This is a genomic window from Consotaella salsifontis (genome assembly GCF_900167365.1).
Lineage (GTDB): Bacteria > Pseudomonadota > Alphaproteobacteria > Rhizobiales > Rhizobiaceae > Consotaella > Consotaella salsifontis.
Genome location: NZ_FUXL01000008.1, coordinates 105,622 through 131,798, shown reverse-complemented (window position 1 = coordinate 131,798; position 26,177 = coordinate 105,622). Strand labels below are relative to the sequence as shown.

21 protein-coding genes, 1 other RNA gene and 1 pseudogene are annotated in these 26,177 nt (G+C 65.5%); 8 read left to right on the top strand and 15 right to left on the bottom strand.

Annotated features, from left to right (window positions below; all coding sequences use genetic code 11):
• Positions 1–2: 2 nt before the first annotated feature.
• The 7 genes from B5D38_RS13030 to B5D38_RS13000 all read right to left on the bottom strand — a co-directional run bounded on the left by B5D38_RS13030 (position 3) and on the right by B5D38_RS13000 (position 9,952).
• Positions 3–1,004 (bottom strand): cation diffusion facilitator family transporter, encoded by a 1,002-nt coding sequence (locus B5D38_RS13030; RefSeq protein WP_078708860.1) that lies wholly within the window; start codon positions 1,002–1,004, stop codon positions 3–5.
• 4 nt (positions 1,005–1,008) lie between these two features.
• Positions 1,009–2,118, bottom strand: a complete 1,110-nt coding sequence (locus B5D38_RS13025; RefSeq protein WP_078708946.1) for an ABC transporter permease — start codon at positions 2,116–2,118, stop codon at positions 1,009–1,011.
• 98 nt (positions 2,119–2,216) lie between these two features.
• Positions 2,217–3,359: a microcin C ABC transporter permease YejB gene (locus tag B5D38_RS13020; RefSeq protein WP_078708859.1), complete on the bottom strand. Its 1,143-nt coding sequence runs from the start codon at positions 3,357–3,359 to the stop codon at positions 2,217–2,219.
• A 35-nt stretch (positions 3,360–3,394) separates the two neighbouring features.
• Complete coding sequence (locus B5D38_RS13015) at positions 3,395–5,254, bottom strand: extracellular solute-binding protein (protein WP_078708858.1); 1,860 nt, start codon at positions 5,252–5,254, stop codon at positions 3,395–3,397.
• Positions 5,251–7,107 (bottom strand): extracellular solute-binding protein, encoded by a 1,857-nt coding sequence (locus B5D38_RS13010; protein ID WP_078708945.1) that lies wholly within the window; start codon positions 7,105–7,107, stop codon positions 5,251–5,253. Before B5D38_RS13010 ends, B5D38_RS13015 begins: the two co-directional genes overlap by 4 nt.
• 389 nt (positions 7,108–7,496) lie before the next feature.
• Positions 7,497–8,867, bottom strand: coding sequence for an IS1182 family transposase (locus B5D38_RS13005; protein WP_078708944.1), 1,371 nt, complete (start codon positions 8,865–8,867; stop codon positions 7,497–7,499).
• A 104-nt stretch (positions 8,868–8,971) separates the two neighbouring features.
• The gene (locus tag B5D38_RS13000) at positions 8,972–9,952 is read right to left on the bottom strand and encodes a c-type cytochrome (protein WP_078708857.1); all 981 of its coding nucleotides are present in this window, start codon (positions 9,950–9,952) and stop codon (positions 8,972–8,974) included.
• Between the two features lie 269 nt (positions 9,953–10,221).
• Here B5D38_RS13000 and B5D38_RS12995 point away from each other — a divergent pair, with 269 nt between their 5' ends.
• On the top strand, positions 10,222–11,190 hold the full coding sequence (locus tag B5D38_RS12995) for a prephenate dehydratase (protein ID WP_078708943.1): 969 nt from the start codon (positions 10,222–10,224) through the stop codon (positions 11,188–11,190).
• A gap of 16 nt (positions 11,191–11,206) precedes the next feature.
• Here the strand turns inward: B5D38_RS12995 and B5D38_RS12990 are convergent.
• From B5D38_RS12990 to B5D38_RS12975, 4 genes and pseudogenes are all read right to left on the bottom strand, one after another.
• Positions 11,207–12,863, bottom strand: a pseudogene (locus B5D38_RS12990) (DHA2 family efflux MFS transporter permease subunit).
• Positions 12,791–13,996: an HlyD family secretion protein gene (locus B5D38_RS12985; RefSeq protein WP_078708856.1), complete on the bottom strand. Its 1,206-nt coding sequence runs from the start codon at positions 13,994–13,996 to the stop codon at positions 12,791–12,793. The pseudogene B5D38_RS12990 and the gene B5D38_RS12985 overlap by 73 nt, the downstream one beginning before the upstream one ends.
• 98 nt (positions 13,997–14,094) lie before the next feature.
• Positions 14,095–15,018, bottom strand: coding sequence for an NAD(+) diphosphatase (nudC, locus tag B5D38_RS12980; RefSeq protein ID WP_078708855.1), 924 nt, complete (start codon positions 15,016–15,018; stop codon positions 14,095–14,097).
• Positions 15,019–15,025: 7 nt separating this feature from the next.
• The gene (locus tag B5D38_RS12975) at positions 15,026–15,439 is read right to left on the bottom strand and encodes an HIT domain-containing protein (protein WP_078708854.1); all 414 of its coding nucleotides are present in this window, start codon (positions 15,437–15,439) and stop codon (positions 15,026–15,028) included.
• A gap of 65 nt (positions 15,440–15,504) precedes the next feature.
• Here B5D38_RS12975 and ffs point away from each other — a divergent pair.
• The 4 genes from ffs to recR all read left to right on the top strand — a co-directional run bounded on the left by ffs (position 15,505) and on the right by recR (position 18,761).
• Positions 15,505–15,601: signal recognition particle sRNA small type (ffs, locus tag B5D38_RS12970), an RNA gene on the top strand.
• A gap of 243 nt (positions 15,602–15,844) precedes the next feature.
• The gene (locus B5D38_RS12965) at positions 15,845–17,722 is read left to right on the top strand and encodes a DNA polymerase III subunit gamma/tau (protein WP_078708942.1); all 1,878 of its coding nucleotides are present in this window, start codon (positions 15,845–15,847) and stop codon (positions 17,720–17,722) included.
• A gap of 81 nt (positions 17,723–17,803) precedes the next feature.
• Entirely contained in the window at positions 17,804–18,127 is a 324-nt protein-coding gene (locus B5D38_RS12960) for a YbaB/EbfC family nucleoid-associated protein (RefSeq protein WP_078708853.1), read from the top strand.
• 28 nt (positions 18,128–18,155) lie between these two features.
• The gene (gene recR, locus B5D38_RS12955) at positions 18,156–18,761 is read left to right on the top strand and encodes a recombination mediator RecR (RefSeq protein ID WP_078708852.1); all 606 of its coding nucleotides are present in this window, start codon (positions 18,156–18,158) and stop codon (positions 18,759–18,761) included.
• A gap of 375 nt (positions 18,762–19,136) precedes the next feature.
• Here the strand turns inward: recR and B5D38_RS12950 are convergent, their stop codons facing one another.
• Complete coding sequence (locus B5D38_RS12950) at positions 19,137–19,976, bottom strand: Spy/CpxP family protein refolding chaperone (RefSeq protein ID WP_078708851.1); 840 nt, start codon at positions 19,974–19,976, stop codon at positions 19,137–19,139.
• Between the two features lie 231 nt (positions 19,977–20,207).
• Between B5D38_RS12950 and B5D38_RS12945 the strand changes: the two genes are divergently transcribed.
• The 3 genes from B5D38_RS12945 (at position 20,208) to B5D38_RS12935 (ending at position 23,640) form a co-directional block, all read left to right on the top strand.
• Positions 20,208–20,936: a response regulator transcription factor gene (locus B5D38_RS12945; RefSeq protein WP_078708850.1), complete on the top strand. Its 729-nt coding sequence runs from the start codon at positions 20,208–20,210 to the stop codon at positions 20,934–20,936.
• On the top strand, positions 20,933–22,207 hold the full coding sequence (locus tag B5D38_RS12940; protein WP_245319191.1) for an ATP-binding protein: 1,275 nt from the start codon (positions 20,933–20,935) through the stop codon (positions 22,205–22,207). Before B5D38_RS12945 ends, B5D38_RS12940 begins: the two co-directional genes overlap by 4 nt.
• 122 nt (positions 22,208–22,329) lie before the next feature.
• Positions 22,330–23,640 carry an arsenic transporter gene (locus B5D38_RS12935; RefSeq protein WP_078708940.1) on the top strand — a complete coding sequence of 437 codons (1,311 nt, stop codon included), beginning with the start codon at positions 22,330–22,332 and terminating at the stop codon, positions 23,638–23,640.
• A gap of 30 nt (positions 23,641–23,670) precedes the next feature.
• Here B5D38_RS12935 and ubiV read toward each other — a convergent pair whose 3' ends face one another.
• The 3 genes from ubiV to ubiT are packed head-to-tail and all read right to left on the bottom strand — an operon-like array spanning position 23,671 to position 26,111.
• Entirely contained in the window at positions 23,671–24,570 is a 900-nt protein-coding gene (gene ubiV, locus B5D38_RS12930; RefSeq protein WP_078708849.1) for a ubiquinone anaerobic biosynthesis protein UbiV, read from the bottom strand.
• Positions 24,571–24,573: 3 nt separating this feature from the next.
• On the bottom strand, positions 24,574–25,575 hold the full coding sequence (gene ubiU, locus B5D38_RS12925) for a ubiquinone anaerobic biosynthesis protein UbiU (protein WP_078708848.1): 1,002 nt from the start codon (positions 25,573–25,575) through the stop codon (positions 24,574–24,576).
• On the bottom strand, positions 25,572–26,111 hold the full coding sequence (ubiT, locus tag B5D38_RS12920; protein WP_078708939.1) for a ubiquinone anaerobic biosynthesis accessory factor UbiT: 540 nt from the start codon (positions 26,109–26,111) through the stop codon (positions 25,572–25,574). The genes ubiU and ubiT overlap by 4 nt, the downstream gene beginning before the upstream one ends.
• Between the last annotated feature and the right edge of the window lie 66 nt (positions 26,112–26,177).

The window sequence follows — 26,177 nt, the reverse complement described above, 5'->3', positions numbered from 1 at the left end:
CCTCAGTGATGGGCGTGGTGGCCGGCGACGGGCGCGCCCGAGCCGGATGTGCAAGGATTCTTCGCGTCGGCATCGGCGCAGAGGCGATGCTCGACCTCGACGGTCGCGTGATCGACCGAGAAGCGCTGCCGCAGCTCAGCCTTGATCGCCCGCGTCACCGCCGGGCCGTCGGCGGCGTCCGCGATGGCCGCGTGAAGCGTTACCATCTTCCTTTCAGGCGTGATCGCCCAGGCGTGGACATGGTGGATGCTGCGAACCGCGGGCACGTTCTCGATGAGATGCGGCCCGATGGCGGCGAGTTCGAGATCGTTCGGCGCGCCTTCGAGAAGGACATGGCCGGCGTCGCGGACCAGGCGCCAGGCCGAGACGAGGAGGATCAGCGCGACGAGGACCGACAGGATCGGGTCGATGGGCGTCCAGCCCGTCGCCATGATCACCAGGGCTGCGGCAAGCGCGGCCACCGAGCCTAGAAGGTCGCCGATCACGTGGAGCACGGCGCCCCGGACATTGAGGTTTTCCCTGTCGGCGCCGTGAAGGACGAAGAAGACCGCGACATTCACGAGAAGGCCGGCGAGCGCGATCACCAGCATCGCTCCACCCAGCACCTCGATCGGCTGCATCAGCCTCTCATAGGCCTCGTAGACGATGAAGGCGGCGATGACGAAGAGGGCGAGACCGTTGACGAAGGCGACCAGCACCTGAAAGCGGTCGTAGCCATAGGTGCGCTTGTCGTCGCTTGGCCGGGTCGAGAGGCGGAAGGCGAACCAGCCGAGCCCCAGCGAGGCAAAGTCGGTGAGCATGTGCCCGGCATCGGCGAGCAGCGCCAGCGAGCCGGACAGAAGGCCGCCCACCACCTCGGCCAGCATGAAGGCTCCGGTGAGGAGCGCGGCAATCGCCATGCGGCTCTGATTGGCGCCGTGAGCGTGGCCGCCCAGCGCATGGGAATGCCCATGATCGTGCCCGCCGTGATCATGGTCGTGGTGGTCGTGACGATGAGCACTCATGATCTCACCCGAAGCTCTTTCTGGGGTCGAAAGCGTCGCGCACCGCCTCGCCGATGAAGATAAGCAGCGACAGCATGATCGAGATCGTCACGAAGCCGGAAATGCCGAGCCAGGGCGCCTGAAGGTTGTTCTTGCCCTGGGCCAGAAGCTCGCCCAGCGACGGCGACCCCGGCGGCAGGCCGAAGCCAAGGAAGTCGAGGGAGGTCAGGGTTGTGATCGACCCGTTCAGGATGAAGGGCAGGAAGGTCAGCGTCGCCACCATGGCATTGGGCAGGAGATGGCGGAACATGATCGTCCAGTCGCCGACGCCGAGCGCGCGCGCTGCGTTGACGTATTCGAAATTGCGCGCCCGCAGGAACTCCGCCCGGACGACGCCGACAAAGGCGACCCAGGAAAACAGCAGCATGATGCCAAGCAGAACCCAGAAACCAGGGGGCAGGATCGCGGCGATGATGAGGAGCAGATAAAGCACCGGGATCGACGACCAGATCTCGATGAAGCGCTGGAAGAGAAGGTCTACCCAGCCGCCGAAATAGCCTTGGATCGCCCCGGCGCCAACGCCGATGACAGCCGAGGCGGCGGTGAGGATCAGGCCGAAGAGCACTGAGATGCGGAAGCCGTAGATCAGGCGGGCGAAGACGTCGCGCGCCTGATCGTCTGTGCCGAGCCAGTTGCGGTTGCCGAACGTGCAGTTGGGATCGTCCACCCCTTGCGGATACTGCTTGCACAGATCCTCCTTGGAGAAGGTCCAGGAGGGGGCGGAAGGGGCCGGCGTCGGCACCTCGTTGTTGACCGTGTCGTAGGAATAGCGGATCGGCGGCCAGATCATCCAGCCATTGGCCGTAATCTCCTCCTGGACGAAGGGATCGCGGTAGTTCGTGACGGGCAGGAAACCGCCGAAGGTCTCTTCCGGGTAATCAACGAGGATCGGATAGTAGAACTCGCCCTTGTATTCGACGAGGAGCGGCCGGTCGTTGGCGATCAATTCGGCGCACATCGCCAGCACGAACAGGATCGCGAAGATCCAGAGCGACCAGTAGCCGCGCCGGTGCGCCTTGAAGGTCTTCCAGCGGCGCTGGTTGAGAGGGGAGAGGCGCGAGCGCTTGAAGCGCATCTCGGGCGCCTGCTGGGCGATGCCGCTGGTCTGCTCGCCGGCTGTTGCCGCCGCGTCGATCTCCTGCGGAAAGTCCTTTTCGTCGGGCCGATCCATGGTCACACCTCCCGCTTCTCGAAATCGATGCGCGGATCGATCCAGGTGTAGGTGAGATCGGAAATCAGCGTGGTGACGAGGCCCATGAGCGAAAAGATGTAGAGCGTTCCGAAGACCACCGGATAGTCGCGCTTGTAGATCGATTCGAAGCCAAGAAGTCCCAGCCCGTCGAGCGAGAAGATGGTTTCGATGAGCAGCGAGCCGGCGAAGAAGGACGAAATGAAGGCGCCGGGAAAGCCGGCTATGATGATCAGCATCGCGTTGCGGAAGACGTGACCGTAGAGCACGCGGCGGTCGGAAAGACCCTTGGCGCGGGCGGTGACGACATACTGCTTCCTGATCTCGTCGAGGAAGGAGTTCTTCGTCAGCAGCGTCGTCGTTGCAAAGGCCGACAGCGACAAGGCGATCAGCGGTAGCGTTAGATGCCAGAAATAGTCGGGAATGGTGCGCGTCACGCAATCCGGGATGTCGAAGGAGCTGGACCAGGGCGCGCACCAGGCGCCCTTGACGCTATCCGAAAGGAGGCCGCGCAGGGGAAAGATGTCCCAGAACGAGCCGCCGGCGAAGAGCACGATGAGCAGCACCGCGAAAAGAAAGCCGGGAATGGCATAGGCGACGATGATGACGCCGCTGGTCCAAACGTCGAAGGTGGAGCCGTCCTTCAGCGCTTTTCGAATGCCCAGCGGGATCGAAATGAGGTAGGAAATGAGCGTGATCCACAGGCCGAGCGAGATCGACACCGGCATCTTCTCGAGGATCAGGTCGATCACCGAGATGGAGCGGAAATAGCTCTCGCCGAAGTCGAAGCGGGTGTAGTTCCACAGCATCAAGCCGAAGCGCTGGAGCGGCGGCTTGTCGAAGCCGAACTGCTTTTCAAGCCGCTTGATGAACTCCGGATCGAGCCCCTGCGCGCCGCGATAGCCGGAGCTGGAGCCGAGAGAATCGGAGGTCGCCGCTCCCGCGCCGAAGTCGCCGCCCCCGCCGGAGACGCGCTCGGTGGCGCCGCCGCCCTGGCCCTGAAGCTCGGCGATGACCTGCTCCACCGGCCCGCCCGGCGCGAACTGGACCACCAGGAACGACACCGCCATGATCCCGATCAGCGTCGGGATCATCAAAAGCAGGCGGCGGATGAGGTAGGCTCCCATGAGACCTGATCAAACCTCTTGAGCGAAACGATGGATCAATTCTGGCCGGCGGTCTTCGACCACCAGAGCGATTCAACCGGCCAGCCATAGTCCGGCTTGTCTTCCCTGAAGCTGAACTCGTCCCAATAGGCGACGCGATGCTCGGCGGAATGGATGTTCGGAATCCAGTCGAGGCGGACGCGCAGCAGCCGATCGAGCGCGCGCATCGCCGTCACCAGCTCCTCGCGGCTCTTTGCCGTAGCCGCATTGCCGATCAGCGCGTCGACGGCCGGATCGCCCATGCCGGGAAGATTTGACGAGCCTTCGCGGTTCCGCGTCTCGGAACCGAAGAAGGTGGTCAGGCTGTCGCGCGTCGGCGTCGCCGCAAGGCTCCAGGCGCCGCCGATCATGTCGTAGTCGAAGCGGTTCTTGCGGTCCTGATACTGCGCCGCGTCCACCAGACGGAAGCGCGCATCGAGCCCCAGGCGCCGGGCGGTATCGATGAACTTCGAATAGACCCGCTCGAAACCCTGGTCGTCGATCAGGAATTCGAGAGCGAACCTCTCGCCGGCGGCGTTCTTGAGCCCGCCGCCCTCGGATTTCCATCCGGCGGCGGCGAAGAGGTCCAACGCCGCCTTGAGGCGTCTACGGTCGTTGCCGGTCCCGTCGGATTCCGGCTGGGTCCAGGCCGGTCCGAACACCTCTTCCGGCACCGCTCCGCGCAGGGGCTCCAGCAGCGCCAGTTCCTCCGGCGAAGGCTCGCCCATGGCCTTGAAATCCGAGCCCTCGAAGCAGGAATCGGAGTGCAGATAGAGCCCGTAGAACATGTTGGCGTTCGTCCACTCGAAGTCGAAGAGCAGATTGATCGCCTGACGCACCCGCCGGTCGGCGAAGCGCTCGCGGCGCTGGTTGAGCGCCCAGCATTGGAATTTCGGCCGCCGCTCACCGGGGAACGTGCGGCGCTTCACGCGTCCGTCGACCATGGCGGGAAAGTCGTATTCCGTCGCCCAGTTCTTGGCGGTGAACTCTTCGCGCCAGGAGAGCGCGCCCTTCTTGAAGGCCTCGAAGGCGATTTGCCGGTCTCGGAAGAACTCAATGCGGATGGTTTGGAAGTGGCCGAGGCCGCGCGCGAAGGGCAGGTCCCGTGCCCAATAGTCGTCGCGCCGCTCGTATTCCATGAAGCGGCCGGGCTCGAACGCGCCGACGAGGTAGCCGCCGCTGCCGGGAATGACCGTCATGTCGGCGGTCTCGAAATCGCGGCCGTCGAAGAAAGCCTTCGGCAGAACGGGATAGGACGACAGCACGCCGAGCGCCGTTTGCAAGCTCTGGCGGCCGGAAAACATCAGCCGCACGGTCGCCTCATCCTCGGCGACGGCGTCGATCAGTTCCCGCAGGTCGAGGGCAAGGTCGGGATGGCCGTGATCGCGCAAGGTGAGATAGGAAAAGGCGACGTCGGCCGCCGTCACCGGACTGCCGTCCGAAAAGCGCGCCTCGGGCCTCAGCTTGAAGGTGAAGGTGTTGAGATCCGCCGAAAGCGTCACGCTTTGCGCCAGCGCGCAATAGATCGAATCGGGCTCGTCCAGCGCGGAGGTCATCAACGCATCGTAGCACATCTCCATGCGCGGCGGCGCGTTGCCCTTGAGCACGAAGGTGTTCAGCGTGTCGAAGGTGAGCGGCGACTGGTTGAAGAGCCAGTTCGGCACCGACATGCGGAACGTGCCGCCGACCGGCGCTTCCGGCGAGGCATAGTCGAAGGCGGTATAATCCGGCCCGTATTTCAGCTCGCCGAAGACCGAGAGGCCGTGCAGCGGAACGCCCGTCGGATTCGCGGCGAGGGCCCGCCCCGGCAGCATCGCCGCGGCGCCCGCTCCCAGGGCGAGCTGGCCGAAGCGGCGGCGGGAGAGGATGAGGCTCATTGCGGCGTGCCGCCGCTTGCGGCGTCCTTGATCCACCAGGAATAGGGGTCGATGCCGGCATATTCCGGCGCCGTTTCCGGCATGCCGAACTTGTTCCAGTAGGCGAGCCAGATGGTGTCCTTGTACCACTGCGGCACGACGTAATATTCCCAAAGCATGACGCGATCGAGCGCGCGCGTCGCGGCCACCAGATCGTCGCGGTTGTCGGCATAGACGATGGTATCCACCAGCTTGTCGATGACCGGGCTCTTGATGCCGGCATAGTTGCGGCTGCCGGGACTATCGGCCGCCTTCGAGCTCCAGAAGTCTCGCTGCTCGTTGCCGGGCGACAGCGACTGCGGATAGTACTTCGCGGCCATAACCTCGAAATCGAAATTGGTCATCCGCTCGACATACTGGTTGGTGTCGATGATGCGAATGTTGGTCTTGATGCCGAGGCGCTGAAGCTGGCGGGCGAAAGGCTCCAGCGTTCGGCTGTCGGTGGGGTCGTCGCCCAGGAATTCGATGGTGAAGGGCTCGCCCGTCTTGGCGTTGACGAGGGAGGTTCCCTTCAGCTCGTAGCCGGCCTGCTTGAAGAGATCGAGCGCCTGCCGCAGGTGCTCGCGCGTCGCAGCCGCGTCGTCATAGACAGGAAGGGTGAATTCCTTGGTGAAGACCTCGTCCGGGATCTGCCCACGCAGCGGCTCCAGAAACTTCAGCTCGCCCTCGCTCGGCAGGCCCGTCGCGGCAAGTTCGCTGTTGGCGAAATAGCTCGTGATGCGCTTGTACGAGTTGTAGAAAAGCGTCCGGTTCATCTCTTCGAAGTTGAACGCGAGGGTCAGCGCCTGTCGCACCCGCCGGTCCTGGAACTTAGGCAGGCGATTGTTGAGGACATAGGCCTGCATGGATTCGACGCTGGGAGAGTGAATCTCCTTCTTGATCACCTGTCCGTTCTGGGCCGCCGGAAAGTCGTAGCCCTCGGCCCATCGCCGCGAAATGTTCTCTACACGCCAATCGTCGAGCCCGCCCTTCTTGAACGCTTCCCACGAGGCGTTGGAATCGCGCAGGTAGACGAATTTCATCCGGTCGAAGTTGTGGCGACCGACATTCTGGGGCAGATCCTTCGACCATGCGTCTGGCACCCGCGCCCAGATGATGGACGAGCCGGTCGAGAAACTGTCGATCTTGTATAGGGCGGAGCCCAGCGGCGGCTCCAGCGTCGGCTGCGTGATGTCGCGCTTCTTGCCGGAGGCGTCCGTCCCTTCCCACCAGTGGCGGGGCACCACGACGAGATCGCCCATGATGTGAGGGAGCTCGCGGTTGCCCTTCTGGTCGAAGGTGAACGTCACCTCGCGCTCGCCCGTCTTCTCCGCCTTCACCACGTTGCGGTAGTAGGCGTTCCACTGGGGATGGAGTTCCCTCAGCGTATCGAAGCTCCAGATCACATCGTCTGCGGTGATCGGCTCGCCGTCATGCCAACGCGCGTTGGGATTGATGCGGAACTTCACCCAGGAATCGTCCTCGGGAAACTTCATCGCTTCGGCGATGAGCCCGTAGGAGACGCCCGGCTCGTCGGTGGACTGTTCGGTCAGCGTCTCATAGATCAGCCCGCCGCCGAAACCACCATTGCCCGCCGACATGCCCGCCGCGGCCGTGCCGCGCACGATGAAAGGGTTGAAGCTGTCGAAAGAGCCGATCGCCACCTGATTGAGCGTTCCGCCCTTCGGCGCGTCCGGATTGACATAGTCGTAGTGCGGAAAGCTGTCGGCATATTTTGACGGCCGGATCAGCGTGTCCCACGTCACCCAGCCGCTGTCGGCGCCCGTGGCGGCGGAGGCGCCTGCGCCGGTGGACGCGGCATCGCTGGGCGTCAACGGATTGGACTGCTGCGCTCGCGCCGATGATCCGCTGACCGCCAGGGCGGCGGCATAAAGGGAAAGGCGAAGGGCGGATCGGCGAGTGAGCGTCAAGCTGACCTCCAGTTCTCGATGGGCACGGATGACCGATTCGGGGCGACTATGCCACAATCTATGGCGGACCCGAGGCTTCAGAACCGGAATGACGAAAGTTTAATCCTTCGCTCCTCGGCGGAGCTTCGCCGCCAGGACCAGTTTGACGCCATGCCGAACGAAAAAGGCCGGGCGTCGGCCCGGCCTTCAGACTGCTGACGAACCCCGTCATTATTGGCGGGGTTTGTTTTTTGTGGCGATGCGGATCGCTGCTCGATTTTGTCTGTCTAGGTCGGAGCGGATGCTGGGAGCCCTCATGCGGGGCTCGGAGCCGGCATCCGGCTGAGTGCGATGGCCATCTTCTTGATGTTCTGAGCGGCTGCGGCGAGCAGGCACTGGCTGGAGACGCGGATCAGACTTCGGAACCGGGCGTAGCGGTGGCCATGGAGCTGCTTTGCATCGGCAAAGGAGCGTTCCACCGTCTCCTTGCGCCGCTTGTAGATCGCCTTGCCCCAGGGTGTCAGGCGATGGGCATCGGTCCTTTCGCGGCTTTCGGTCCACACATGGCGGGTGATGGTGCGCTCAGCCTTGGCGTTGGTCGTGCAGGAAGCCAGAAGTGGGCAGGTCCGGCAGACCCTTGGGTCGGAGCGATAGTGCCGGTAGCCGTGGCGATCGGTGGTGGCGTAGGCGAGAAGCTGACCCTGCGGGCAGCGATATCCGTCGGCCTCGGCCTCGAACGTGAACTTCGACTTGCGCATCATGCCGGGTTTGGGCGGCGTCGGATTGCGATAGCCCGTCACGCCCAGGATCTTGCGATCTTCGAGCCCCTTGGCAATGCCCGCCGTGGCATAGCCGGCATCCAGCCCGACGGCGCCGACATCGAAGCCGAAGCGCTCCCGCTGATGGTCGAGGCGTGAGAGGTAGACGATCGAATCGTGGACGTTGGCCGGCGTGGCGAAGGTGTCGGTGACGATCGCCAGCTTGCCGTCGACGGTGCGGTGGTCGAGATAGAAAAAGCCCCTGGGCTTGCCGTCCCGCACCATGTAGCCGCTCTCGGGATCGGTGCGCGAGACCTTGGTCTCCCTCGCCACCGGCTGGCGCTCCTTGGCCTTCAGCGGCTTTTGGCCGTGCACCGCGCGCTCGGCCTCCACCGCGGCGTCGAGGTCGTTCCAATAGTCGGAGTGCGACTTGGCCACGACCGCCTTGTCGAAGCGGTTCTTGTTGGCGTTCGCCTTCAGATGGGTGGAGTCGGTATAGAGCACGCGCCCGTCCACCAGGCCGTGGTCGATCGCCTGTTCGACGATGGCATCGAAAATGTCGCGCGCAACGCTGTCGTCGGTGAAGCGGCGTCGGCGGTTCTGGCTGATCGTCGAGGCGTCAAACACCGCATCGGTCAGCTTCAGCCGCAGGAACCAGCGATAGGCGACATTCACCTCGATCTCGCGCACCAACTGGCGCTCGGAGCGGATGCCGAAGAGATAGCCCAGGAACAGTGCCTTGAACATCAAGGTCGGATCGAGGGCCGGGCGGCCATTATCCGGACAATAGAGCCCGGCAACCCGGTCATGGATGAACGAGAAGTCGATCACCGCGTCGATCTTGCGAAGCAGGTGATCCTTGGGGACCAACTGATCGAGCGTCACCATCTCGATCGCAGTCTGCTCAGGCGCTGGGCTCTTCAACATGGCCCAATGAATCAAAAAGCCCCGGCTAACGCCAGGGCTTTGTCAGCAGTCTGAAGGCCGGGCGTCGGCCCGGCCTTTCATCAATCGCTCGATGTCGAACGGCGTTATTGCGCGGGAGCCGCGGGCGTCTCGGCCGGAGCAGGAGCCTCAGCCGGAGCCGCGGGCGACGACTGCTGCGTGTCGGCACCGCCCGTCGGCGCCGCCGTTCCGCTCTGCGGCGTCGCGGCAGGCTCGGCCGTGGTCGGCTGCGTGGTCACGGCGCCCTGCGGGCTCGTGGCATCGGCGGGAGCTTCAGCCGGCTGGTTGGCCTGCGGGGCGGCTGTCCCCGCAGCGGCGGGCTGGTTCGCCTGGGTGTCGCCAGAGGCGGCCGGCTCGCCTGTCCCGGGCTGCTCGCTGGCCGCTGGTGCGTTCGTTCCGGCTGCGGCCGGGGCCTCTTCTGTGGCGGCGGGCGGCTGATTCGCCGGCGCCTGGGGCTGCGCGGTCGCAGCGCCTGCGGCCTCGCCGGTCTCCGTCGTCGTCGCGGGCGCCGCCGGTTCAGGGGTCGGCAGCGGCTCGGGATTGTCCGACAGGGTGCGGAGATAGGCGAGCAGGTTGGCCCGGTCGCTGTCCTTCTTGATGCCGGCGAAGCCCATGGCCGTGCCGGGCACGAAGCCCTTCGGGTTGGTGATGAAGTGGTTCAGGTTCTCGAAGGTCCAGTGCTCCTCGCCGCCCTTGGAAAAGTCCTTCATGGCGGAGGAATAGTTGAAGCCTTCGTGGCTGGCGACCGGCCGGCCGACCACGCCCCAGAGCTCGGGACCGACCTTGTTGGCACCACCCTTGGTGCCGTCATGGCAGGCCTGGCACTTCTTGAACTGCGACGCGCCGGCATCGGCATCGGCCGAGGCAAGGAGCGTTGCGACGGGAACCTCGGCTGGAGCCTCGGCCGCCGGTGCGGCCTCGCTGTCCTCGCTCACCACCACGGCGTAGCCGAACTTCTCCGGCACCTCCGAATGGAAAATGGCGCCGCCCACGAGGCTGGCGCCAAAGAGAACGAAGATCGTCGCCAGTACCGCGCCGATGATCTTGTTGAGCTCGAATGAATTCATCGCGAAAGGACGGCTCCCACGTCACGCGGTGCGAAACACCGGTATAATTCTCCTAAAGCGCGCGGAAACTAGGTCTTTTGCACCTTGAAGGCAACACCTATAAGGGTGCTTTCGCCGTCCTTCGTATCCATGCCGTATCAGGGCTGTCGCAATTTTTCATGTGGCCTGCTGACGATCGGCAAGGCCGCACTTTGTTCTCCCCGCGTCGTACGGCCGGCGCTCCGTTCGCCCGTCCGAGGAGGGACCACACCATGAATCTTTTCGACGTGATGCCGGAGATCGACGGGCGCTTCATCGCTTATCAGGGTGAGCCGGGCGCGAATTCCGACATGGCTTGCCAGGCGGTCTTCGGCGATCGGCTGAAGCGTCTGCCCTGCGCCTCCTTCGACGACGCTTTCGACGCGGTGAAGAGTGGGCGCGCTGTGCATGACGGCGAGGAGGTCGAGGTCGCGCTGGCGATGATCCCCATCGAGAACACGCTGGCGGGCCGCGTCGCCGACATCCATCTCCTGATGCCGGGCTCCGGTCTTCAGATCGTCGGCGAGCATTTCATGCCCATTCATTTTCAGCTGATGGCATTGCCCGGCGTGACGGCCGACGGCATCCGCAGCGTTCACAGCCACATCCACGCCCTCGGCCAGTGCCGCCACTATATCCGCCGCAAGGGCTGGAAGGCGCAGGTTGCCGCCGACACGGCCGGCGCGGCGCGCGAGGTGGCCGCCTCCGGCGACAAGACGCGCGCGGCCCTCGCGCCGGGGCTCGCCGCCGACGTCTACGGGCTGGAGATACTGGAGCGCAACGTCGAGGACGGCGAGAACAACGTCACCCGCTTCGTCATTCTCGCCAATCCGGCCCGCCGGCCTCTCGCCGATTTCGAGGAAAAGCGCTTGAGCCTTTGGGCACCACGTCAGGCGACTCTCGACGAGACCGGGCGGACCTATGTCAGCCGCGATATCGTCACCACCTTCGTGTTCCGGGTGAAGAACATCCCGGCGGCGCTCTACAAGGCGCTGGGCGGCTTTGCCACCAACGGCATCAACATGACGAAGCTCGAGAGCTATCAGCTCGGCGGGAGCTTCGCGGCCACGCTCTTCTATGCGGACGTCGAAGGCCATCCGCACGATCCGGCGCTCGACCGGGCGCTGAAGGAGCTCCAGTTCTTCTCCGCCGAATACCGCAATCTCGGCGTCTACCCGGCGGCCGAGGATCGCCCGGCGCTGCTTCTTCCTGGCCAATGATCAGGCGCCGCCGGCGTCAGTGGCCGGCGGGAGCGCCCTTGCCGAGCGGCACGGTGCGAAGGATGAGGGCGAGCGGCACCGTCAGCGCCGAGATCACCATCAGCACGAAGAAGACGTCGATATAGGCGAGGTACCCGACCTGGGCCGACAGCGCCTGGCCGATCGCCGCGAGAGCCTGACTTCCAGCGGCGGCCGGCGATGAACCCTGCTGAACGAAATGCTCCGTCGCTGCCGAAAGCTGTTGCTGATAGGCGGGGTTCGACGGCGAGATGTGCTCGATCAGGCGACTGTGGTGGAACTGCTCGCGGAAGGCGAGGGTGTTCTGCGCGATGGACACGCCGATCGGAACCGCCGACATTGCGCGCGACGTTGATCAGCGCCGATGCCTGATCGGTCTTGTCCGGCGGAATGCCGAAATAGGACGCCGTGGTGATCGGAATGAAGATCAGCGGCAGGCCGAGGCCGATATAGACCCGCGACCAAACGAAAAAGCCGAAGTTGAGGTCGGCATAAATCCGCGTGAGGTCCCACATCGCCAGCGCGATGATCGATGCGCCGGCGGCGATCAGGTAGCGCGGCTGGATGATGCCGGTGAGGCGGCCGACGATAAACATCATCATCATCGTCACCAGACCGCCGGGCGAAAGCGCCAGCCCTGCCCATGTGGCGGTGTAGCCGTAATACTCCTGGAGGAGCTCGGGCAGGAACTGCGTCGTGGCGATCAGGATCGCGCCGGTCGCCATCATGACGACGAAGCAGGAGCCGAACTGGCGGCTCGCCACCATCCTGACGTCGATCACCGGGTTATCGCGGGTCGCCTCCCAGGGAATCATCGCCAGGAAGCACAGGGCGCAGATGGCGGCCACCGCGATGATGAAGGTGGAGCTGAACCAGTCGTCGGTCTGGCCACGGTCGAGCACAACCTCCAGCGAGCCGAGAAAGCCCGCCACGAGCAGGAAGCCGACGAGATCGAAGCGCACATGCTGGCTTCTGAGCCTCTGGCGCTCCTTGCGGACCTCTTCCGATTCCTTGACCAGGAAATAGACGAGCGAGAAGGCCAGCACGCCGACCGGGCCGTTGATCAGGAAGCACCAGTGCCAGGAGTAATTGTCGGAGAGCCAGCCGCCGAGGGTCGGGCCGATGACCGGGGCGACGACGACGGCGATGCCGAACATGGCGAAGCCCTGGCCGCGCTTTTCCGGCGGGAAGCTGTCGGCGAGGATCGACTGGGAGATCGGCACCATGCCGCCGCCGGCAAAGCCCTGAAGTACCCGGAAGAAGAGCAGCGAGGAAAGGCTCCACGCCATGCCGCACAAGATCGAGGCCACGGTGAAGAGCGCTAGGCAACCGAGATAGAAGGACTTGCGCCCATAGCGCTTGGCGATGAAGCTGGAAGCCGTGAGCACGATGGCGTTGGAGACGAGATAGGTCGTCACCACCCATGACGCCTCGTCGGCGCTGATGGCGAGGCCGCCCGAGATATAGCGCAGGGCGACGTTGGCGATGGTGGTGTCGAGGACCTCCATGAAGGTCGCGATCGACACCACGATGGCGATGAGCCAGGGGTTGCCCGAGCCGGCGTTCTCCTTGCTCACGATCCTCAGCTCCGCGGCCGCACGGTCACGGTCGGCACCACCGACATACCGGGGCCGATGGCGACGTCCTCGGGCCATTTGTCGACGGTGATCTTGACGGGGATGCGCTGCACGACCTTGACGTAGTTGCCGGTGGCGTTTTCTGCCGGAAGCAGGGAGAAGGCCGTGCCGGAGCCAGGCTGGATCGAGGCGACGTGGCCCTTCACCTCCTGATCAGGATAGGCGTCGATCGAGATGTCGGCGGGCTGGCCCGGCCGCATGTCCGTGATCTGCGTCTCCTTGAAGTTGGCGGTGATCCATACCTCGTCGGGCACGAACATTGCCAGGCTCTGGCCGGCCTGGGCGAACGCCCCCTTGGCGCCGCTCAGACGGACGACCCGGCCGGGCTGGGCCGCCTCGATCGTCGTATGCTCAAGGTCGAGATTGGCCGCCGCGAGCTGCGCAGCCGCCTTCTTCTCGTCCGCGATGGCGGTTCCCTTTTGCGCCGCCTGGGCGCGCACCTGCTTCTCGGCGGCCGTGACGGCGGCCTTGGCATGGACCAGATCGGCCTGTGCCTGCTGGAGATTTGATGCCTGTTGCTGGGCGGTCTCCACCGTGCCGGCGCCGCTCTTTACCAGCTCCTGGGCGCGCTTTGCCTGTTCCTCGGCAAAATTGAGCGAGGCCTGCGCCTGGGCGACCTGGGACCGCGCGGCCTCGACCTGCGCCTCCTGCGCCTCGATCTGCGCGTCGGCGCTGGCGATCGCCGCCTTTGCCGCGTCCTCCTGGGCCTCGGCCTGTTGCAGGGCGATCTGATAATCCCGCTGGTCGATCCTGAAGAGCAGATCGCCGGCGTTCACATGCTGATTGTCGGTGACGGCGACCTCGGTCACGTAGCCCGAGACCTTCGGCGAAACGGCGAACTGGCGCGAATCGACGAAGGCGTCGTCTGTGCTCTCGTAGGGTTCGATGTCGATGAGCCAGTAGAAATATCCGCCGACCGCGGCGGCGGCGATGACGAGGACGGCAAGCGCCACCCAGAACGGATGGCGGCGAAGAAACGAACGCTTGGCCTGCTTGTCCTCGGCGCCATTGCCCTGATCCTCGCCACCGTGCCCGGCGGAGGGAGCGGAGCCCCCGGAGCCGGAGCCATCCTGGCGAGCGGCGGCGGGGGTGTCGTCCGAAGCGCTGTCCGGCGAATGCTTCGCGGCAGCAGCGGCCTGCGCATCGTCCATACCTTGCCTCATCGATTGTCGGTGGAACCGACAGGCAACTCTCGACGCATCGATCCGTTCCGCCTCGCGCCGTCTGCGGGAGGCTGCCATGCACCCCGCTAGAAGCTGCCCTCGGCGAAGGCCTTGATGAGATGGTGGGCGATGGCGAAGGGCTGCGGCAGCGTCAGCCCGTCGGGATGGCGCCCCTCGAACATGGCGATGACCTCGTCCCGAGAGAACCAGCGGCAGTCCTCCAACTCCTCCCGGTCGAAGTCGATCTCGGTCGTCGCCGCCTCGGCGATGCAGCCTATCATCAGCGAACCGGGAAAAGGCCAGGGCTGGGAGGCCAGATAGGTGACGCGGCCGACCTCGAGTCCGGCCTCCTCATGCGTTTCGCGGCGAACCGCGTGCTCCATCGTTTCTCCCGGCTCGACGAAGCCGGCGAGGCACGACCAGAACAGCGTCTTGAAGCGCGGTTGGCGGGCGAGAATCGCGCGGCCCGCGCCGTCATGCACGAGCATGATGGTCACGGGGTCCGTGCGCGGGAAGAACAGCGCCTCACAGGCGGGGCAGCGGCGCCGCACCCCCGCCGCCTCGGACAGGGTGGGCGAGCCGCAGCGACCACAGAAGCGGTTGTTCCGGTGCCAGGTGAGAAGGTGGGCGGCCTGCGCCATCTGGCCCTCGGCGTCGCGGTCGAGAAGGCCTTGTTGGCCGATCGTGCGAAGATCGATGACAGCCAGCTCGTCGCTGGGCGCGGCCGGCGCCTCGGCCGGGATGGCGAGGCGAGGTCGACCTTCGATGTCCGTGCCGAGGAGCACCGCCTCCTCGATCCGGGCATGAAGCGCGCGCGCCTCTTCGACGGAGAAGAGCCCGTCGTGAAAGAAGCCGTTGTGCTTGACCAGCCAGCCGGCGTCGCCGCCGAGGAAGGCGCGGGTCTCGGTGTCGGCGAGCGCCAGACGCAGGGTTTCCTCGGTTCGCCGCTCGGAATCGCGGCGAATCCGGTTGCCGGCAAAGCCGGTCCTCTCACTGATTTCGGAAATCATATCTACCTCAGGATGCCAGAAGGGCCTGGCGCAGGGTCTCGGCGAAACGCTCGCCCTCGCCCTCTTCGTAGGGCAGGGAGCCGCCGCGGCCGAACACGGGTTCGGGCCATAAGGGATCGCCAGCGGTGCGGGCGACCATTTGCAGGTGAAACATCGGGATGACATTGGTGATCATCGCCGTGTTGATCGTCTCGGCCTTGGTCTCGCGCTTCAGCACCCGTCCCACGAGTGCGGCCTCGAAGGTCAGCATGGTCTGGTCGAGGGGCGTCAGGTCGTGAAATTCGGTGATTTGGGCCCGCTGGGGCACGAGCGCCAGCCAGGGCCAGCGCCGGTCGTTCATCAGCCGGAGCATGCAAAGGCCGAGAGGGCCGACAGGAAGGGTTTCGGCCTCCAAACGAGGGTCGAGATGAAAGCTCAACATGGTTCGCGAATCCAATTCGATGACGACCCTTGCATTTGGCGCGGCGATTGTCGATATGAGGCATGGGAGGTTGGTGGTGGACGCGCCACTCGCCAACCGGGTCAGGTCCGGAAGGAAGCAGCCCCAACGAGCCAGGCACGGGTCGCCGTGCCAGCCTCCCACCTTTTTTGAAAGGCCCGGTCGCGCCGCGATCGGGCCTTTTGCTTTGCCGAGCGGCCTTTCCATCCTGTCCCGTCCAGCGATTTCTTGAAGGCGCGCCTTGCGTCGTCTCCCTCTTTGCCACACAACCGCGCGGAGGAGACGTTCTCTTCAGATATCTTCGAGGGAGCCGGATACGATCATGACCGAGCGCGCTTCTCGGCTTCATTGCGCCGCCGTCCGTCCGGCGGGCGGGCGCTCGCGGCCATGAGCGAGACTGGCGGAACCGGGCCGGCCACGCCCTATCGGGTGCTGGCGAGAAAGTATCGGCCGCAAAGCTTCGACGATCTCATCGGCCAGTCGCCGATGGTGCGCACACTGACCAACGCCTTCGAGACGGGGCGCATCGCCCAGGCATGGATGCTGACGGGCGTACGCGGTGTCGGCAAGACGACCACTGCCCGCATTCTGGCGCGCGCCCTCAACTACAAGACCGAGACGGTCGACCAGCCCACCATCCACATGCGCGAATTCGGCGTTCACTGCCAGGCGATCATGGAGGGGCGGCATGTGGACGTGGTGGAGATGGACGCCGCCTCCCACACCGGCATCGACGACATCCGCGAGATCATCGCCCAGGTGCGCTACCGTCCGGTCTCGGCGCGCTACAAGGTCTACATCATCGACGAAGTCCACATGCTCTCCAACCAGGCGTTCAACGGCCTTTTGAAGACGCTGGAGGAGCCGCCGGAGCATGTGAAGTTCGTCTTCGCCACGACCGAGATCCGCAAGGTTCCGATCACCGTTCTCTCCCGCTGTCAGCGCTTCGACCTGAGACGCATCGACTCGGGCGAGCTGATGGCCCACCTGAAGAAGATCGGCGAGGCGGAGGGCGTTGACGTCGAGGACGAGGCCCTGCGTCTCATGGCGCGCTCGGCGGAAGGCTCGGCGCGCGACGCCCTGTCCATCTTCGATCAGGCGATCGCCCATGGCGCGGGCCACGTCATGGCGGATGCCGTGCGCGACATGCTGGGGCTTGCCGATCGCGTCCGGGTGATCGACCTCTTCGAGCACCTGATGAAGGGCGATGCCTCGGCGGCACTGGCCGAACTGCGCGATCAATACGCGGCGGGCGCCGACCCGGCGGTGGTACTCACCGACCTCGCGAACTTCACTCACCTCGTCACCTCGCTGCGCTTCGTGCCGGGAGCGGGCTCGGACGCCGCGCTTTCGCCCGCCGAGCGGGAGCGCGGCGAAGCCTTCGCCAAGACACTGTCGGTGCGCACCCTCTCCCAGGTTTGGCAGATGCTGCTCAAGGCGATCGAGGAGGCACAACGCGCCGTCGATCCGCGTCAGGCGGTGGAGATGGCGCTGATCCGCATCGCCTATGCCGCCGATCTGCCGTCGCCGGACGATCTGTTACGGCAGATCGAATCGGGCGGAGCCTTGCCATCTCCAGGCGGGCCGTCATCTTCCGGCGGGGGAGGCGGCGGTTCGGGGAGTCCGGCTTCACGCTCCTCCATGCCCGTCGGTCCCGGCGGAGATGCCGCCCGCGCGTCCGCCTCGGGCAGGGGAGGCGGGTCGACGCTTTCTCATGGGGGCTTCGGCGCGGCCGGCGTCCAGTCGCGGCCCCAGCCGAGCCTTCAGGTGGCGGCGGATGCCGAGCCTGTGCTCGATTCGGCAGAGGCGCTTGCCGCGCTCGCCAAGGAAAAGCGCGATTCGCTGCTTCACGTGCGCATCCGCCGGTATCTTCGGCTGGTGAAGATCGAGCCGGGGCGTCTGGAATTCGCGCCGACGCCGGAATGCCCGGCCGCCTTCGCCGGGGATCTGGCGCGAAAGCTCCACGAGTGGACGGGCCGGCGCTGGGTCGTCTCGATCAGCCGGGAGGCGGGCGCGCCGACTCTCGAGGAGAAGGAGAAGGCCGAGCATGAGGCGCTGCTGAACGATGCCTCGGCCGATCCCGACGTCGCGGCGGTTCTCGATGCCTTCCCCGGTGCGCGCATCGTCGACGTGCGGCTGCGCGGTGCGCCGGATGCGGTGGAGGAGGTTCTCGTCGAGGCGGTGGAAACCTCTGTCCCGGCCCTTGATGACGACGACCTTCCACTCGACATGGAAGCCGGCGAGCCGGACGAGGACGACGAGTAAACCTGCCGGCGGGCGAGGATGAGAGCACCGGCCCTTTGGGAGGGCGGGAGCTCTGCGAACCAATCTCACAAGGAGACGGCGATGAAAGATCTGATGGGCATGATGAAGCAGGCCAAGGCGATGCAGGAGAAGATGCAGAGCCTTCAGGCCGAGATCGCGGACATCGCGGTGGAGGGCCATGCGGGCGGCGGCCTCGTGGCGGTGACGCTCGATGGCAAGGGCGACCTCAAGACGCTCCTTATCGATCCTTCCCTCGTCAAGCCTGAGGAAAAGGAAATCCTGGAAGACCTGATCGTCGCCGCCCATGCGGATGCGAAGGGAAAGCTGGAGCGAGCCATCCAGGAAAAGACCGAGGCACTCACCGCCGGCCTGCCGCTGCCGGCCGGGATGAAGTTCCCGTTCTGATCGGCAGAGGCGCGACCCGGTAACACCCATGGCCAAATCCATCGCCGGCCCTGAAATCGAGCGGCTCATCCAGCTTTTGGCGAAACTGCCGGGCCTCGGTCCGCGCTCGGCCCGGCGGGCGACGCTTCAGCTCGTCAAGCGTCGCGAGCAGCTTCTCGCGCCCCTGGCCGCCGCGATGGCAACCGCCGTCGAGACCGTGAAAGTGTGCTCGACCTGCGGCAACATCGATACGCGCGATCCCTGCACCATCTGCGCGGATGCGAGCCGTGACCACTCCGTCGTCATCGTCGTGGAGGACGTCGCCGATCTCTGGGCGCTGGAGCGGGCCAAGGCGCTCAACGCGGCCTATCACGTGCTCGGCGGCGTGCTGTCGCCGCTCGAAGGCATCGGGCCAGACGAGCTCACTATCCGCCAGCTGGTTGAGCGCATCGCCGGCGGTGGCGTGAAAGAGCTGATTCTCGCGGTCAACGCGACGGTCGAGGGTCAGACCACCGCGCATTACATCATGGACCAGCTGGCCGGTATGGATGTCCGGATCACACGCCTGGCCCATGGCGTGCCGGTGGGCGGGGAACTGGATTATCTGGACGAGGGAACACTCGCTGCCGCCATGCGCTCGCGAACCGCGATGTGACGAGCGATGCGCGCGATCGAACTTTGGACGCCGGGCGGCCAATTCTTGCGCGGGGCTCGCCTGTTTCAGGGGCTTGATGCGAAACAAGGCTGCCAACCGCAAATTTCGTAAGGTCGACACAAGATCGTCATGGTTGATTGAGCTCAGGAAATAACTCGATAAGAGCGCGGCTCGCAAAAACACCCCTCACTTCGCCGCGCTCTTCTTTTTCCTCCCCATCCTTCTCTCCTTTCAAAAACGCCAGCGGCACGGCCCGCGGCCCGAACGACCGCCGATGGGTCGTTTTTTGCCCGCGAAACCGTGCCGTTTGTGAAGGTGTGGTCGATCCAGGATCGAAAAGAGCCGGGACGCCCATAAGAGGGCGTCCCAACGGGTTTACTCGTCGTCGTTGGTGTCGTCGTCCGAGGGGCTTTGGTCACTGTCCTGCGACCAGCGCGGACCGTTGGACCAGTCGCCATGGCGACCCTTGTGACCATCGCGCCAGCCGCGCTGGCCGTCGTCGCGCCAGCGATGGTGCCAGCCGCGATGCATTCCTCGATGGGGCATCTCGCGCAAAAGCGCCTGCGCTGTCTTCACCTGATCGGGCGTGAGCACGGCGGAAAGCCCGCTGACTGCATCGCGCAGTTTTTTCGCGGCCTCGGCGCGCTGGGCCTGCCGGTCGATCATGCGATCCAGCATCCGCACCGCTGGAAGGTCCTCGAGCTTGCGCTGGGATCTGTTGTTCGACGAATCCGGCTCCGGCACGGGCGCCACGCTGTTGGACTGGGGCGTCGCCACGGAAGGTGGCTGATCCGGTGCCGTGTCCTCGTCGTCGTCATCGGCCGAAGACGACATCTGGTCCATCATGTCGGGACCCATCATATCGGGTCCCATCATGCCAGGACCCATGGGGCCGGGGCGCATCGTCTGGGCGAAGTTGATGACGGCCGACGTAAAGGCCTTCCAGGCGTCCTGCTGGTCGTCGGTGATGCCGAGTGCCGTCTCCGCCGCATTGAGCCCGCCCGACAGCATGAGAAGCTTCGGACCGCCGCCCATCATCCCGAAGCCAAAGCCCTTCGGGCCGTGGTGGCCCCAGTGATGGGGAGGCTGCGCCATCGGCCGGTCGTGCGGAGGCGGGGGTGGGGCGGGCTGCGCCGAGGCCGCGCCGACCGCCAGCGCCGGAACACTGATGCCGAGCGCGAGAAGGGCAGCGGTGGTCTTCGTCGGAAAACGCATGAGATGAACTCCCGTGTTTTTCGGTTTCGATGGGTCCGAAGATACGTCCGGGGCGAGCCCAGACCATGATCGGGGAATATCGATGTGTTACGTTTTGTTTCGTCGGGAGGCGGCTTTTTGCGAGGCTGTCGGCCCTTGCGGCGAGCGGGCGCAACCTTTCGCAACAAAAATCCCCGCCGTGGAGCGGAATGATCGCGATACATCACTGATCGTGATGGACTGGACGAGACGATGGAAAACAAGACGCGCGTTCTTGTGGTGGATGACGACCCGGAAATCCGCAAGCTTCTCGGGCGCTATCTCGAAAGCCAGGGCTTCCAGACCGTGCTGGCGGGCTCCTGCCGGGAATGCGAGCAGGCGCTCGCCGACCGGGCGATCGACCTTGTGGTGCTCGATGTCATGCTTCCCGATGGCTCGGGGCTGGATCTCTGCCGTCAGCTCAAGGGCGAGCGGCCGGAGCTGGCCGTCATCCTGCTCACCGCGCTGAAGGAGGACGTCGACCGTATCATCGGCCTCGAGCTCGGCGCCGACGACTATCTCGGCAAGCCCTTCAATCCGCGCGAGCTGGCCGCCCGCATCCGCGCGGTGTTGCGCCGTGGCTCGGCGCCTGGCGTCGAGACTCCATCGAACGCGGCCCGCTATCGCTTCGAGAACTTCATCGTCTCGCCGGGCGCAAGGCGCGTGACCGATGCCGAAGGGACGGAGATCGACCTCACCGGCGCGGAGTTCGATCTCCTCTTGATCTTCCTCGACCGGCCGGGACGGGTCCTGTCGCGCGATCTCCTGCTCGACCTCTTGCACGGGCGCATGTCCGATCCGTTCGACCGCACCATCGACGTCACCATGAGCCGGTTGCGCCGCAAGTTCGGCGACTCGGGCGTCTTCCGGCTGTTCAAGACGGTGCGCAACGGCGGCTATCAGTTCGCCGCCGATGTCAGCCGTGAGGACGTCGCCGCATGATGACACTGCGCGCCCGTCTGGCGCTGCTCATCACGGTGGCCATCGTCGGCGTCGTCATCGTCGCCGCCATCGTCACCTTCCAGATCACCGATCGTCGTCGTGACGACAGCTTCGGCAATACGCTTGCGCGCCAGATCCACATCATCTCCCGCCTTATCGACGGCTCGCCCCGGCGGGCGAGGGAGGTTGGCCTGATGGTTGGGGAAGAGCCTCCGCGCGAGGCTGTGGTCGAAAGACTGACCCGGCGAATGCGCCGCGAACTGGCCTTCTATGACCAGTCGATGGCGGTGAAAGCGGTGCGCATGCCGGGCGGCAGCCAGGCCATCAGCTTTCTCCTGCGGGATGGCTCCTGGGTCTATCTGCCGTTTCCCAGCGGGCCGCCGTCGCCCTGGCGCGCGCTGACCAGCTACCTGCTTCTCATCGTCATCGGCGCCATAGCGATCTCGCTTCTCGCCGCCTCCAAGATCACCAGGCCGATGCGCATGTTGGAGGAAGCGGCCGCTTCCATCGGTCCCGGCGGCAGCATCGCCGCATTGCCCGAGACCGGGCCGGTCGAGGTGCGTGAGACGGCCCGCGCCATCAATCGCCTGTCGTCGCGCCTCAGGGCGGCGATGGAGAGCCGAATGCGGCTGGTGGCCTCGGCGGGGCACGACCTGCGGACTCCAATGACGCGGATGCGTCTTCGCGCCGAGTTCCTCCCCGAGGAGGACCGCGAAACGTGGCTGAAGGATCTCGGCGAGTTGGAGCGCATCGCCGACAGCGCCATCCGCCTCGTGCGCGAGGAGGTCGAGGAGACGAGCGTCGAGTGGCTGCGCATTGATCGGATGGTGGCGGAAATCGCCGGAGAGATGGAGGAAATCGGCCGCAAGGTGGCGCTCGGACCTCTCGCTCCGGCCGAGGTGTGCTGCCGGCCGCTGGCGATGAAGCGGGCCATCCGCAACCTCGTCCAGAACGCGGCCACCCATGGTGGCGGGGCACTGGTTGGAACCGGCATGGAGCACGACGTGGCGGTCGTCACTGTCGATGACGAGGGTCCGGGCATTCCCGAGGAGCTTCTCGGCCGGGTGTTCGAGCCCTTCTTTCGGGCCGATCCCGCGCGCCGCCAGTTCCATCCCGGTGCTGGCCTCGGCCTTGCCATCGCCAACGAGATCGTCACCCAGGCCGGCGGCACCATTGAGATCGCCAATCGGAGCGAGGGCGGGCTGCATCAGGAACTTCGCCTGCCCGCGCGAGCCGTCGCGGAGAAGGGGATCGTGTTGGCGCCGGCTTAGGGCTTTCGGCTCGGCTTGCGCCGGCGCCGAAGGAGGATTGCGCGCCGGCATCTTTTGCCCGTCATCGGGTTGTGGCAAAGGAGTTCGCCCGCGCCCCCGGCGCCCTTTCGCGGTCCCGCTCCTTGCTCTCCTTTCTGCTTTTTCTCGCGACGCTCGTCCTCGTGCTCTGGCAGCCGAAGGGCCTGGGCATCGGCTGGACCGCCATGGGCGGGGCCACTCTCGCCCTTATCTTTGGAGGGGTCGATCTCCAGGACATAGGCGTTGTCTGGCACATCGTCTGGGACGCGACCTTCACCTTCGTCGGTCTCGTCCTCATCTCGCTGGTGCTGGAGGAGGCCGGCTGTTTCCACTGGGCGGCGCTTCATGTCGCCCGCTGGGGAGGTGGCTCTGGCCGGCGGCTGTTTCCGCTCATCATTCTGCTCGGGGCGATCGTGTCGGCGGTCTTCGCCAATGACGGCGCGGCGATGCTGTTGACGCCGCTGGTGCTCGTCATCCTGCTCAGCCTCGATTTCGAGCGCGAGGCGGCCTTTGCCTTCGCCATCGCCATCGGCTTCGTCGCCGACACGGCGAGCCTGCCGCTCATCATTTCCAACCTCGTCAACATCGTTATCGCCAATTATTTCGGCATCGGCTTCGGCCGCTATGCCGGCGTCATGGCGGTGGTGAACCTTGCCTCCGTCGCCGCCACCCTCCTTGTCCTGTGGCTCTACTTCCGCAAGGTGGTGGACCGCCGCTACGACGTCTCCTCGCTGAAGCGGCCACGTTCGGCTATTCGCGATCCCGCCATTGCGGGGCTCGCGTTGCCGCTCCTGGCGGCGCTGATCCTCGCCTTCTTCCTGGCGCCCTCCTTCGGCATTCCCGTCTCTGTCGTGACGGGCAGCGCGGCGCTCATTCTGGTGGCGGTCGCAGGACGCTGGTTCGGCGGGCGTCACGCCGTCGTGCCGCTGAAGACGGTGATCCAGCGCGCGCCCTGGCAGATCGTCTGGTTTTCTGTCGGCATGTATGTGGTGGTCTACGGTCTCGGCAACGCCGGCCTGACCGAGCGCACGGCCGCTGTCCTGACCTATCTCGGCGGGCAGGGAGACGTGATCGCGACCGTGGGCACAGGCTTTGCCGTGGCGATCCTCGCCTCGGTGATGAACAATCTGCCGGCGACGCTCCTCTCGGCGCTCGCGGTGAAGAGCGCCGCCGTTTCCGAGCACACGCGCGAGCTGATGATCTACGCGAGCGTCATTGGCAACGACCTCGGGCCGAAGTTCACGCCCATCGGCAGCCTGGCGACGCTGCTCTGGCTGCACGGGCTGGCCCGCAAGGGCCGCCATATCGGCTGGGCTCAGTACTGCCGGATCGGGCTCATCCTGACGCCACCGGTGCTCCTGGTGGCGCTGCTCACGCTCGCCTTCTGGGTCCCTGTCGTCGCGCGCCTCCATTGAGGGGCGCGGCCACGGGGCGAGAGCGGGGATTTAGGCGAGTTCGAGCTGCGAGGCGCCCACGCCGCCGCTGAGATAGCCGTTGACCGGCGCGCCGGGGAGCCCAAGGGCCAGCAGCGATTCTTTCGCCTCTGTCGGGCTCATCTCGCCGTCGAGAAGCCGGCGATAGGTCGCCCCCACCGTGACCATGTCCAGCGTATGGGGCGAAATCCGCAGCCGTTTGATGCCGTGGGCGGATGCCTCGCCCGCCGTTGGCAGGAAGAGCTGGACGCCGTCGGACAGCGTCTGGATGCCGTTGATGGCGAGGAACTTCTGGCCATCCACGGTGTCGACCGCCAGGCCATCGGGATCGCGATCACAGATGAACTGGCAGGAGTCCTTGTGAAGGCCATGCAGCCGGGCGTGGTAGCAGCGGCTGGAGAGCGCCAGCGGCAGGCGGCCAAAGGCGAAGACCTCCGCTTCCAGTCCCTCGCAGGCCTTGGCGATGACCGCGACCGAGGATAGCGGCAGTTCCACCGGCAGGCAGATGGACTTTGCGCCGCGCCCGGCGAAAAAGGCGGCCGACGCCTCGTTGTAGACGTTGATCAGTGGGCCCACAGTGAAGGGCCGGCCCTCCAACGAGGCAAGGGCGGTGATGTCGTTGATCTCGGCCATGACGTCGCCCGAGACCAGCTCGGCCAGGGCTTTGCGCTCGCGCACGGTGGAGGGCATCGCGAGCGTTGAGATCACCACTTCCTTGCCGGCGCTTTGCAGCGTCTCGATCACCTCCGGCCACACCGGATCGGAGAAGGGCATGCGCTTGCCGCAGACGACCTCGCCGACATGGACCCGATCATAGACAGAGTTCTCGGCGATGCCGCGATAGAAGGCGAGAAGGCGCTCGGCCGACCAGTTGAACAGACAGGGGCCGAGGGTAAGACCGATGCGGGCCATCTCTTATCTCCAAGTCTTCTGATAAGCGCCCGACGTCTGGCGTCCGCCTTCGACGAGGCCGGCGAGCATCGCCTCCGCTTCGACCTGCGGGCGGCCCGCCTCCAGCGCATCCACCGCCTTGCGGAAGGTCCTCACCACCTCGGCGATGTATCCCTTGCCGCGCTGGCGGCCCTCGATCTTCAGGGCCGTGACGCCGGCTTCCCTCAGGCGCGGCAGGAGGCTCGCGGCATTGAGGCTCACCGGGTCCTCGAAAAGGTGCGAGGTTTTGCCGCCGGCAACGAAGCTGCCCTTGCACAGCGTCGGATAGCCAGCGGGCGCGCCGGGCGCGAAACGGTCGATGGTAAAGCCGCCGAGGCGCGTTGCCGTGCCGTCGGCCCCTTCGTCGCAATATTCGACGAAATCGGGCGGCGAGCAGACGCCGACGAGATTGGGCGACTTGCCGGTGGCATAGGAGGACAGGGCGCACCGCCCCTCAGCCATCGGGCAGAGGCCGCCGAAGACGAAGACTTCCGTTTCGACGCCGGTTGACGCGACCGCACTGTTGAGCTTCTTGATCTCCTCCACGGAGAGCACGCGCGGCAGCACGACGCGCCTGACGCCGAACGTATCGGCGTAGAAGGCGATGGCCTCCGGGGTCGCGGCCGCCGCCTGCACCGAAAGGTGGAGGCGAAGATCGGGGTGGTGACGCGCCGCATGGTCGAGCACGGCGATATCGGCGACGATGATCGCATCCGCGCCCGCGGCCTCGACATTGGCCACAGCCTTCTTCCACGGCTCCATCGCCCCCGCCTTGGCGAAGGTGTTGACCGCGACCAGCACCTTGGCGCCGCGCTGATGGGCGTAGCGCACGCCCTCCTTTAGCTCGGCCGGCGAGAAATTGAGGCCGGGAAAGTTGCGGGCGTTGGTTTCGTCGCGAAAGCCGCAATAGACGGAATGCGCGCCGGCATCGACGGCGGCGCGAAGGGCCGACGGCGTGCCCGCCGGGCAGACGAGTTCAAGGCTCATGGCATGGCTCCCATGTTCGGCGCGCCAACAACGCGCCGGGCCGAGGCGAGCGCCCTCAGAACGGCGCTGTCGAGAAAGGCGGCGCCGCGTCCCGTGACGCCGAGGAGATCGGAGGGCTTGAGTTCCGCGTCCTCGATGGTGTTGCGCAGCGCCACCAGGGCGTCGGTCTTGCCGGAAACAGAAAGGACGCGGTTGAAAAAGAGGGCGTCGCCGTCGAACGTGCCGTCGAGAAGGCCGAGCAGCATCAGGATCGGCCCTTTGACGTGAACGTCGGCGGAGGGCAGGGCGCGCTTCGAATAGGAACGCACGCTCGCCTGCTCGCCGTCCGGAACCAGCACGAAGGCGAAATCGAGGTCGCTCGGCTCCACCAGGAAAGAAGCATGACGGTGTTCGTCCAGGCGTTCGAACAGGGTCGGGCGACGGCGCGCCATGCGCCGCACGGCCTGCGTCAATACGATGCCGAGAGGCAGCAGCCCCGCGGGACGCGCCAGAATTTGCAGAACTTTTGGAAGTTCGCCGTTCGGTTGGTCGACCATGGAGTTTCCTGTCATCGGTCTCCCGCCATAGGCGGCCGACGCCATTCAAAATTTGATCCATCGCAA